This window comes from Psychrobacter sp. (assembly GCF_049295055.1).
GTDB lineage: Bacteria > Pseudomonadota > Gammaproteobacteria > Pseudomonadales > Moraxellaceae > Psychrobacter.
In genome coordinates, this window is sequence record NZ_JBAQQF010000076.1 from 178351 (window position 1) to 190148 (window position 11798).

Sequence of the window (11798 nt, forward strand, 5' to 3'; positions counted from 1 at the left end):
TTACGACTTATCCTAGTTATTGAATACAGTTTATTGAATACAGTTTATTGAGTACAGTTTATTCAGCAAAACGCTGGCAATTAAAATGGGCTGACTACTATTATTCAAAATCGCGAGCATACATTTGCGCATAATGACCATGCAACTCCATCAGCTCAGTATGTGTACCTAACTCGACGATCTGACCGCCATCTAGTACAGCGATACGATCAGCAGACTCAATCGTGGTTAAGCGGTGGGCAATAACCAGCGTCGTACGATCTTTCATAATATTATCGAGCGCTTTTTGAATGTAATACTCCGATTCATTATCCAAAGCGCTAGTGGCTTCATCTAATATCAAAATCGGCGCGTCTTTCAATAATGCTCGTGCAATAGATAAGCGCTGACGTTGACCGCCAGATAGCTGTAGCCCTTCAGCGCCAATCTCACTTTGATAGCCATTTGGCATTTTCATAATAAAATCATGGGCAAAAGCATCTTTTGCTGCTTGTTCAACTTCAGCTTGAGTTTTATTAGCTAAACTTCCATAAGCAATATTATTAAAAACTGTGGTATTAAAAAGCACCACTTGCTGATTCACTATCGCAATCTGGGCGCGCAAACTCTCAAGTTTAATATCTTCAATCTGCATACCGTCAAGGGTAATCTGCCCTGAAGAAGTCGATAAGGTACGTGTTAGCAAGTTTACTAAGGATGATTTACCAGCGCCACTACGTCCAACTAGCGCCACTGTCTCGCCTGCACGCACATCTAAAGTAAAATCGCGTAGTGCGACGGTTGAATCCGGATAAATCAAGCTCACATTATCCAGTTTAATTTCACCTGCTAAGGTCGGACTAAGTGCCCCTGTATCTTCTTCTTCCGGCTCATCTAACAATGCAAATATCGATTCACCTGCCGCAAGACCTCTCTGTAATTGTTGATTAACGTCAGTCAATGAACGTACCGGTTTACTTAATAGCCCTGCTGCAGCGATGTAGGAGATGAATTCACCTGCGGAGATATTGTCTATGACAGCAGGACGCAGCGCTAACCAAACCACCACCGCCATTGCCATCGCCATCAATAACTGTACCGCCGGTGTATTAATACTATTGGTGACCACAACCTTCATACCTTGGCGTAGGTTTTTCTTAGAAGTCACATCAAAACGCTTAGATTCGTATGCTTGTCCACCGTAATTTTTGACCACTTGATAACCACTAATAACTTCATTGGTGATATGACTAACATCACCCATGGTTTCTTGAATACCCTTAGAAAGCTTAAGGTAGCGCTTTGAGGCCACGCGAATGAGCCATAAAATCGGCGGCAGTACGACGAATAAAATCAAAGTTAAACGCCAATTGCTATACAGCAAGAAGCCCATCAATGCTATTACCGTCAAACCATCGCGTAACAAAGTCTTCATCGAATCGGTGCTAGCTGCTGTCACCTGCTCAACATCAAAAATAAGCTTAGATGAAATCGTCCCTGCTGGATTCGCTAAATAGAAAGAGCTAGGCAAGCGTAAAAGCTTATTAAATACCTGAACGCGTAACTCATAGACAAGATTACGCGATACTAATGCCGTATAGTAATTACCTAGAAAGCTTCCTACACCGCGCACAAAGAACAGAGCAACAATAATAAATGGGAATAAATCCTGCTTACTTTGGTCGTTTTGATTAATGGCATCGGTAATATATTGCAGTAATTTGGCAATCCAAATCTCTGTAGCTGCATTAATAGCAAAGCCAATAACAGTGAGTAATAGCGCCCACCAGTATGGCTTCAGATAACTTAATAAGCGTATAAGCGTCTTATGCTTAGGTGTACTTGATGGCGCCACTGAAAGCTTACTAGCAGAAGCTTTTTTAGAGTCAGATTGATAAGCTTGGCTCATAAAAGCCTCAATTTAGGTATAAGAACAGGAATGAATTGCACTGATAAAGCAGTGGTAAATGGTTATAAGGAAGAGCAATACAAAACAGTGCTAGCGCTTAATAGCATGATTTATCGTATTCTCAAATACCATCAAAAATTATTGTGGTAACGGTTGACCAAGCGGAACAACCGTACTGATATTTATATTTAAAAAGCCTAATTTACCAGCGACATCCATGACTCGCACCACTGATTGATGGGTAGCATTGGCATCCGCAACAATGACAAATAGCATATCACGATTACTACCTGTCTCTTGCTGTAGCATACTGGTCAACTCCGCTTCGTTACTACTGGCAAGAGTGATGCCATTGACCAAATAACTGCCGTCTTCTTGCACTGCTACCTCAATACTATTCTTTTCTTCAGTCAGCGCCACACCTTCAGCTTCAGGCAGAATAATGTTTAAACGGCTAAAATGATTAAAGGAGGTTGCGAGCAGCAAAAATACGATTAAAAATAATAAGCAATCAATCATTGGGGTCAGATTAATTTCAAGCGGCTCAACAGTTGGTTTTCTAAAGCGCATATCACTCTCTTCAATATACTTGATACTAATGGGCTCAATGTAGGACTATCATAAATATAGGACTATTATAAATGTAGAATTATCATATCTGCTACATAGCTATTATTACGAAGTAGCGGTCGCTACTTTATCTAAACCTAAGCCATTAATTGAACGCTCGTCTTCTACACGATCATCAACCACTCTATTTTTCACAGGCGTATTGAGCCCATAACTATGCTCTAATAACTTATAGTCATATAGCTCTTGAATCATGAGTCCCGCTTGAGTCTCAAACTGAGCATTGATATCAATAATACGGCGCTGAAAGTAACGATAGGCGACCAATGCTGGGATAGCGACAATCATACCGGCAGCGGTAGTAATTAGTGCCTGTGACACGCCAGCAGCAAGCATCGTCGGGTCTTGCATCGCACCATCAGTAATCGCTAAAAACGAAGAAATAATCCCCAATACTGTCCCCAACAAGCCAAGCAATGGCGCAATCGCGCCTATGGTACCAAGCATATTGATGTTTTTTTCTAGTTGATGAACTTGGACACTGGCACGATTTTGCATATGCATCGTCATCGACTCTAAGCCATACTGGCGATAGAGCAAACCAGTCGCTAGAATATCACCAAGAGGGCTCTTTTCTTTCACATTCATCAGCTGCGTACGACCGATATCGCCATTTTCACGTAGGCGAGTGATCAGCTGCTCGCGCAATCTATTAGGTACAATTTTATTAAATTGTAAAGTATGGCTACGCTCGATAATAATTACTAACGCCAAAATTGAGCACAACACGATAGGCGTCATCAGCCAACCACCCGCCTTTACCAACTCCCACATACGAACTCTCTTTTATATTTTTATAAAAATAGTTGTCATCAAGATAACTTGACAAGATAATTTGAACAGCGACTACAAACGCATTCAATACCTTAAGCCTGTGCTTCTATATGCTTAATTAAGGCGGCTAACTGATCTTGGCTATGGAAGAATATCTCGACGCTTCCCTGCCCATCTTTTTTATGCTTGAGCTTAACTTCTGCCCCTAGCATATCTGTCAGTCTCTGGGTTAAACGTTCAGCATCGCGAGATTGTGCTTGTTCGATACGGTTGACTTTGGGCGCTGGCTGCAAGATGGACTTAACGAGCTTTTCCGCTTCACGTACAGTCATGCCGCCATCGATTATTTTTTGGGCGATGATAGGCTGCTGCTCAGAAGATAAGGCTAAAAGTGTACGTGCATGACCCATATCTAGGGCGCTATTCGCTAGATGGTCTTTCACCGTGTCATGTAATTGATTCAGACGCAGTAGATTCGATACCGTCGTACGAGCCTTGCCAACGACCTCGGCAATCATGGCATGGCTCATACCAAATTCAGTATGAAAACGCTGTAACGCTGCAGCTTGCTCAATCACTGATAAGTCTTCGCGCTGAATATTTTCAATCAATGCGAGTGCAATCGCCAGCTCATCTGATAAAGCGCGTTCAATCGCTGGAATAACGGACTTGCCTGCCATTTTTGCGGCACGCCAGCGGCGCTCACCGGCGATGATTTCATGAGTAACAAACGCTGCACTTTTATCTTCATTTGCCAGCAATGGGCGGATAACGATAGGCTGCATGACACCGTGCTGTTCAATAGAAGATGCTAACTCTGCAAGCGCAGTCTCACTCATGTCACGACGTGGTTGATACTTGCCTGCTTGCAATCGCGTCACATCGATTTGTACCAAACTGATTTGATCTTCAGATGCACTACTTTCTGTACTATTGGCTCGATTGATATTCGCCGGGCTCTTAGTCATCGTGCGCGGCGAACGCGCTTTACGATGACCAGTATCTTTCGACTCAGAAGCAGTTAACTCAGAAGCAGTCGATTTTACACTGGCTTTTGCCTGAACGTTTTTGGCAGACGTCGTTGTATCTAGCGTTTCAGCGAGCAAAGTTGTGTCACGCGCAACCATATCATCTTGCAAGGCAGAGGCGGTAATTTGCTTTTCTTTTTTGATTGACCCTAATAAAGCATCCAAACCTCGATTAGCAGCCAACCCTCTTTTCTTCGCCATGATTACCTATCCTCTAACGCTAAAATAAAAGCCAAATGCTTGTTAATGCGGCTTACTAATAAATACTCTATTAAGTGCTGTTCAATACTTAATGGTTTGGCTAATCGTTTGCTATTATGACTAATCAATTGTTCTTATAAATTGTGCTTATAAATAACCATTTTTTCTTACATTAATACAACTAGCTGCTTTGCTTCATGACTTCAGCGGCTAATTTTTGATAAGCGCGCGAGCCTTTTGACCATCTCTCATAGGCAATAACTGGTAAACCATGCGCAGGCGCTTCTGCTAAACGGATGTTTCTTGGAATATGAGTCTTGTACATAATGTCGCCAAAGTGCGCTTCAAGCTCTGCAGAGACATCGCGAGCTAAAGTGTTACGAGCATCGAACAAAGTTCTCACCACGCCACGAATATATAGCTTAGGATTTAGTTCAGTTAAACGCTCTATCGTCTGTGATAAGTCCGCTAAACCTTCTAATGCATAATACTCACACTGCATCGGAATAATAACGCTATCAGTGGCAACCAAAGCATTAATCGTCAGCAAATTCAAGCTGGGTGCACAGTCTATAATCACATAATCATAAGCAGGTTTTTGAGCTGCTACTTGATCATTGACTAAATCCGCCATCGCTGTTTTAAATAGCTCATGACTGTTGGTCTTACTCATCAAAGTAATATCCATACCAGCCAAATCACGATTAGCACCGATCACATCAAACCCTGCTGGACTACTCACAATAACATCAGATAGCGATACGCCGTCCAGCAACACATCTGCTATGGTCAACTCTAGCTCGTTTTTATCTACGCCCGTGCCACTGGTCGCGTTGCCCTGTGGGTCTAAGTCAATCAGCAGTACGTGCTTGCGCTTGGCAGCCAAGCTGGCGGTCAAATTTACCGCCGTCGTGGTCTTACCCACACCGCCTTTTTGATTCGCAATTGCTATGATTTCCATACACTCACTCAATTTAATTAAGATCTATTACTGGTTTTTATTGAAGCTGTCTTTTTTATAGCTTATTTTATGTCAAATCTCGTTAAAACCTATCTAACTTAAATGCCCTAGTATTTAGGTACTAAAGTAGTGATAACAGGGTTTTAGTTTTATCATCTAAATAATATAGTAAATGAATTTCATAATAAAACATTTGTTTTGTCATCATTATTTGCGTGCTCATAGCTTAGACATTTTTATGAGATAATTCAATTAAATGGCGACTATCATGTAAACGCGGCACATTAAGTTTAATGGTTTTAATCTGCCAATTATCACCCAACGCTTGCAACTCCTCATCGCTCGGCGCCTTACCTTTCATTGCACATAAATATCCACCATCTGCTAACCTTGGCTGTGCCGCGTCAACAAAATCTATCAAACTGGCGAACGCTCTAGACGTGACCACATCATAACTGGCCTCATGCGCTTCGATACGCGAGGCGATAGGCTGCACGTTACTCAAGCCAAGCTCGCTGCTGATTTGCTTAATAAAACGAATCTTTTTCTGATTACTATCAAGCGCAGTACATAGGCGTTCAGGCTGGCAAATCGCAATAATAACTGCCGGTAAGCCCGCGCCGGTGCCGATATCAAGCAGCGACCCTGATGGTAAATGCGTTATAATAGCCAAACAGTCGATGACATGCTTGATCAAAGCCTCTACTGGGTCGGTAATGGCGGTCAGATTATACGCTTTATTCCATAATAAAAGCTGGTCTAAATACAATAATAACGTGCGCTGCTGCGTCTCCGTTAATGCTAGACCAAGCTCATTGATCGATTGTGCCAAGATATTTGCTAATGTCGGTAATTGCGCGCCAAGCTTTACAAAGCCGGTCGGATCGATATGGATATTACCCGTGCTAGCAGATGATGAAGATATTTTAGTAGAGTCTGACATACAAGGAATTATCCAGTTTTGATACGTGAACCGTCTATTTTATCATGCAGGCTGCTCATTGAATAGTTGCAGATTGCGCCAATGTAGGCCATCTTATACTATCTACGCCTACATTGAGCCGTTATTCTTCCTTGATAGTCTTCTTGATAATCTTAAAGCTATCATATCGAAGTTGAGGTTAAAGCTAAGCGCACTCTTATCCGCTAAAACATGCGTCTCTATATGATACAAAACTGCGCTTAATGACTTCTTTAAAAGGTGGCGTTATCTTGTAAGATATCCCATCTATTATGAAACATGAAACATGAACAACCAAACGTGAAATCAAGCATTAAAAAAACAACCATTTAACATTATTTTAACGTTATTAAAAAGACTGACCATACGCTTATGACCGAACAGCCAAACACACTTATGAATCAAGATCAAAAAGATACCAATAATATGCTAAGTCCTACCAGTGCCTTCAATAATAAGCATACTGATGGCGAACAGCGTGATAGCGAAACAGCCGCACTTATCACGCCTCATCCAATATTTACAGAGGTCAGTCAGCGTTGCCTTATCGCGGCCGAACAGCTTAAACGCTATAGCCAGCCTAGTCTGCTACCCACAGATACACGCACTGCGCCAGATTTAGACATCGGTTTTGGGCAGCAGCGAGCGCTTAAGGCACTGTACACTGCTCTCGACATCCACGCTAGCGGCTATCATGTGTTTGCCGCTGGTGAAAATGGCTTGGGTAAACGGACAGTGATTAGTCGCTTGCTAAGTCGCATTGCCGCCGACGCACCGACGCCTGATGATTGGGTTTACGTGCATAATTTTACCGATCCCCGGACGCCTCTGGCTTTGCACTTACCTGCCGGTCAGGTAACGATATTGCAACAACAGGTCAATAACTTGTGGCAGCAAGCTAAAAAGCGCCTGAGCCAACGCTTTCGTAGTGATCAATATCAAAGTAAAATTGAAGCCATCAAAAATGACACGCATCAAAAAGAAAGCCACGCTTACGATGCATTAAATGCTGAGGGCAAACAGTATGATTTGGCGTTGACGTTCCGCTCATTTGATAATAAAGCGGTGTTTGTACACCCCAGTCAACTGCCTGCAGAAGAAAATAATCCTATTGCTAATAACCCAAAAATGGCTAGCAGCAATAAAAATCAAACGGCGACAGATAAAACTAAAAATACGAATAACCGTACTGACACTCATATCAACGATGACATTCATACCAACGATGCTAATAATGCCAATAGCAATAATAAGTATGATGATAGTGCATACAGCGGTCGCGAATATGAAACTGAGCTGAGTAATTTTGCCCAAAAGAACCATATGCAAAAGCGACTGAGTCAGCTAACCATCGCTTTGGAACAACTAGAAGATGAAGCCAATGATGCGATTGAAGCGCTACATCGCAATATTGCACGGCGGGCGCTACAGCCTTTATTCGCCCCTGTATATGAGCTATTTACCGCTCATCCGCTGGTCATCGAATATCTCAAAGCGGTATTTACCGACATGGTTACTCATGTCGAGCGTATCGTGAATGGCGATGACGAAGAGTTTGTGACCGCAGTGTTGGCCACGACACCGAGCCGATATGCAGTCAACGTTATTGTCAGCCATGAGCCAGATAGTGGTGCACCGGTCATCTTTGAAGATTTGCCCACTCACCTAAATTTATTGGGTCATGTGGAGCAAATTACTCAGTTAGGTACGGTCACCACTGATGTCAGCATGATTCGAGCGGGTGCCTTACATCGTGCCAATGGTGGTTATCTGCTGCTAGAAGCCAGCCATTTGCTTGAACACCCTTATGCATGGCAAGGTCTCAAGCGTGCCTTACAATCACGTAAAATCAAACTCTCTAGCCTTGAGCAAATACTGACCTTAACAGGTAGCTTATCATTATCGCCTGCGCCAATAGACCTTGATATTAAAGTAATTTTGCTGGGTGAAGCAGATTTATACTATCAATTATTAGAGCTTGAGCCTGAGTTTGATGCGGTATTCAAAGTGCGCGCTGACTTTCATGATGATGTGGTTCGCACCCATGAGCACGAATTGGCGCTAGTAGGAAAAATGGCTGATATTATCGATTATGCCAAGCTTTATCCTTTTGATAGGAGCGCGCAAGCCGCCCTGCTTGAATATCTGAGCCTACAAGCGGAAGACCAAGACCGTCTAAGTCTGCACAGTGACTTACTCATTAAACTCTTGCATGAATCCAACCGTCAGGCACGTTTGTGTGGTCAAAATATTGTGAGTGCGAATCACGTCACACAAGCCATCGAGGACATGGATGAGCGCTCAGGATACTTGCGCGACCTATATTGGGATGAGCTAAAAAACGGCCAGCAGCTTATTCAAACTCAAGGCAGTGCTGTCGGACAAGTCAACGCTCTCACGGTAGTGAGCTATGCAGATAGTGAATTTGGCATGCCAGCACGTCTGACGGCGGTCATTCAGCCAAATATCGGTACTGGTGAAATACTCGATATCGAGCGTGATGTTGATTTGGGCGGTAGCTTACACGCCAAAGGTATGCTGATTATGACCAGCTATTTACGCGCGCTATTCAGCCAGCATCATGCACTAAATTTTAGCGCCTCACTCGCCTTTGAGCAAAGCTACGCTCATATTGATGGCGATAGTGCCACTGTCAGTGAAGGCTGTGCGCTCTTGTCGGCCTTAGCTAACGTACCGATCAATCAATCTTTCGCAATTACGGGTTCTATGAACCAATTGGGTGAGGTGCAAGCAGTCGGTGGGATTAATGCTAAAATCGCAGGCTTCTTTGATGCTTGCCGCGAGCAAGAACTGACCGGACAGCAAGGTGTGGTCATTCCGATGGCAAACGTCAAACAGCTCATGCTGCGTGACGACATCATTGCAGCTGTCAAAGCTGGCAGCTTTCATATATATGGTGTGCATACGCTCAATGAAGCGCTAACCTTGATGACTGGCTTGCCTATCGATACGATGAATAAGAAAGGTCGCTATCGCAAAGAAACGCTGTTTGGTAAAGTCTTAAGCCGTCTGATGCTGTGGGATGAAAACCAAGATACTAATGACGATATCGATGACAAAAAATCGAAAAAGAAAGCTAAAAAAAAGCGTAAAGCAAAACGTCAAAAAAAAGAAGACAAGAAAAAAGCAGTTAATAAAGACAAAGGTGTAACGACAGACGAACATCCCTAGACGTTACGATAATTTTCTGCGATGATAATCTGTCATTGATTAGCTGCTAAATAGTTACAACTTACAGCCAGTCAATTAGCAACCCGCTCAAAATTTGACCCGTGACTTTATAAAGGTTATCTCTGAATGACTGTATCTCATATCGACGCCGATAGTTCCCAAGCTCAACACTCTGTTGATGAACAGCCAAACGCGCTTGTGGTTTCGGACAATAAAGCCTCCAAAGATACAGCCGATAACCGTCACGGAGCAGCGACGACTGCGCGGCAGTGGCAAGTGTTGTCACAGCTACAGCGCAATCGCTGGGTGGGCACTACTCATGTCTATGAGCAACTTATACTGGCAGGTTTTGATATCAGTTTACGCACCGTGCAACGTGATTTAAATGCCCTCGCCAAACGTTTTCCTATCGAAAAAAATAACGCCAACCCGCAAGGCTGGCGTTGGTGTGATGACGCTCCGCTACAAAGCTTACCGCATATGAATTTATCACAAGCGGTTGCCTTTAATATGGTTGAGGCCAATCTAACCCAATTATTACCGCCCGTTATTCTAGATGAATTATTTCCTTGGTTTGACTTAGCACGTCGACAACTCAAAAACAGCAAAGTAACCCACTCATGGATTGATAGAGTGCGTATTGAGCCTGCGACTCAGCCTTTAGTTGCCCCGCATATTGATTTAGATAGTAAAGACAATATTTATCACGCTTTATTTTATCAACTGCAAATCAAGGCCTGCTATACACGCAGCAATAAATCAGAAGCCAGCGAATATACCTTAAATCCTATTGCTATCATCCAGCGTGGTGTGGTTATCTACCTGCTAGCGACGCGCACCGATGATCCAGAATTTATTATTCGCACTTTTGCCTTGCATCGATTTGCTAGCGTTGAGATACTTGAAAGCGCGGCGCAAACGCCTGACAACTTCCAATTAGATAACTATCTAGATGCCGGTGGCATGGGTTTTAGCCACCCTCTATTTAGTCAGCTACCCAATCATGGCAAACAGGCTGCTATTGAGCTACAATTTACCAAACAAGCAGGCAAAAGCTTAACGGAAAGCAAGCTCAGTGAGGATCAAACCGTCACCATAAACAGCGATGAAACCTTGACCATACAGGCAACGGTTAATTTAACCTCACAACTGGTCTGGTGGTTACGTGGCTTCGGCAATGGTTTGTTAAATGCTAAACCCGCGCTACTCTATCAAGCTATATCAGACAACGCTTTAAATGATAAATAGTGGCTATTACCTAAGCTAATGACGCTAACATTTAGCTGTCTTCAAAATATTATGATCATTTAAAAAAATTAAGAATTAAAAAGGAATATTATGTCGACCACTACCCCATCACCACTACTTTCAGACAGTTTAAGAGGGCTGGGTTTAGATGCGGGGACTTTATTTTTTGCACTCAATTATGAATTTACCAAAATTGAGCAAAAAGGCTTGTTTAAACGCCTAAAAAAGCGTTTTAAAAAAAATGTAGGTGCTATAGATATCGATTTAGCATGTGTATTGTATGATGATAACTGCACCATCAGCGACATGGTCTGGTTTAAACAATTGCGTGACAAAGCCGAATCGGTTCGCCATCAAGGTGATAGCCTCAATGGTAAAGACCGCGGTACGGAAGCGATGTACCTTGCACCACTGGATCAAGAACAAATTAGACTTTACTTAGACGAAATCCCAGCCCATATCACTCATATTGCCTTAATTGCCAACTCATACCATGGGCAGCCTTTTACCAGAGTCAAAAAAGGTGAGATTCATTTAAGCGATGATGAAGGCAACCGCTCTTTTGAGGTGAACTTAAAACAGCTACCGCGTGATTGCATTACGCTTTGGGTAGCACATTTGCGCCGAGAAGTGGACGACTGGCATCTGACGCTACAAAATCTACCGCTTCCTGCGACAGACTTGCAAACAGCCGCAGAACAAGTAGCGCACGAATTGGCACGCGCCTTGCCTATTCCACAAGGAATATAAGATTAAGAGAAGAATGACTATGCGGTAATCATAAAAAATGGTGAGGCGTTAATTAATAACGTCTTACCATTTTTTTATTCCATAGACAGGAAGTATTGATATATTAGAAAGTGTTAATACATTAGAAACGTTTGAGTATTGATTTTGCACGCTATTGACTCAGCT

At 42.9% G+C, this 11798-nt stretch carries 9 protein-coding genes; 3 read left to right on the top strand and 6 right to left on the bottom strand.

The window, feature by feature from the left end; all coding sequences use genetic code 11:
• Window positions 1-100: 100 nt before the first annotated feature.
• The 6 genes from msbA to rsmG form a co-directional block, all read right to left on the bottom strand.
• Window positions 101-1888, bottom strand: a complete 1788-nt coding sequence (msbA, locus tag WAZ74_RS11780) for a lipid A export permease/ATP-binding protein MsbA (RefSeq protein WP_422308486.1) — start codon at window positions 1886-1888, stop codon at window positions 101-103.
• 138 nt (window positions 1889-2026) lie between these two features.
• Window positions 2027-2458, bottom strand: coding sequence for an ExbD/TolR family protein (locus tag WAZ74_RS11785; protein WP_422308487.1), 432 nt, complete (start codon window positions 2456-2458; stop codon window positions 2027-2029).
• A 105-nt stretch (window positions 2459-2563) separates the two neighbouring features.
• Window positions 2564-3292, bottom strand: a complete 729-nt coding sequence (locus WAZ74_RS11790; RefSeq protein ID WP_422308488.1) for a MotA/TolQ/ExbB proton channel family protein — start codon at window positions 3290-3292, stop codon at window positions 2564-2566.
• 92 nt (window positions 3293-3384) lie between these two features.
• Window positions 3385-4521, bottom strand: a complete 1137-nt coding sequence (locus WAZ74_RS11795) for a ParB/RepB/Spo0J family partition protein (protein ID WP_422308489.1) — start codon at window positions 4519-4521, stop codon at window positions 3385-3387.
• 181 nt (window positions 4522-4702) lie between these two features.
• Window positions 4703-5482, bottom strand: coding sequence for a ParA family protein (locus WAZ74_RS11800; protein ID WP_422308490.1), 780 nt, complete (start codon window positions 5480-5482; stop codon window positions 4703-4705).
• A gap of 226 nt (window positions 5483-5708) precedes the next feature.
• Window positions 5709-6425, bottom strand: coding sequence for a 16S rRNA (guanine(527)-N(7))-methyltransferase RsmG (gene rsmG / locus WAZ74_RS11805; protein WP_422308491.1), 717 nt, complete (start codon window positions 6423-6425; stop codon window positions 5709-5711).
• Window positions 6426-6815: 390 nt separating this feature from the next.
• On the opposite strand from rsmG, the gene WAZ74_RS11810 reads away from it, so the two are divergent.
• From WAZ74_RS11810 to WAZ74_RS11820, 3 genes are all read left to right on the top strand, one after another.
• Window positions 6816-9635 (top strand): AAA family ATPase, encoded by a 2820-nt coding sequence (locus WAZ74_RS11810; protein ID WP_422308492.1) that lies wholly within the window; start codon window positions 6816-6818, stop codon window positions 9633-9635.
• A 126-nt stretch (window positions 9636-9761) separates the two neighbouring features.
• A complete protein-coding gene (locus tag WAZ74_RS11815) occupies window positions 9762-10883 on the top strand; it encodes a helix-turn-helix transcriptional regulator (RefSeq protein WP_422308493.1) in 1122 nt (373 codons plus the stop codon).
• A 90-nt stretch (window positions 10884-10973) separates the two neighbouring features.
• Window positions 10974-11633: a TerD family protein gene (locus WAZ74_RS11820; RefSeq protein ID WP_422308494.1), complete on the top strand. Its 660-nt coding sequence runs from the start codon at window positions 10974-10976 to the stop codon at window positions 11631-11633.
• Window positions 11634-11798: the final 165 nt, after the last annotated feature.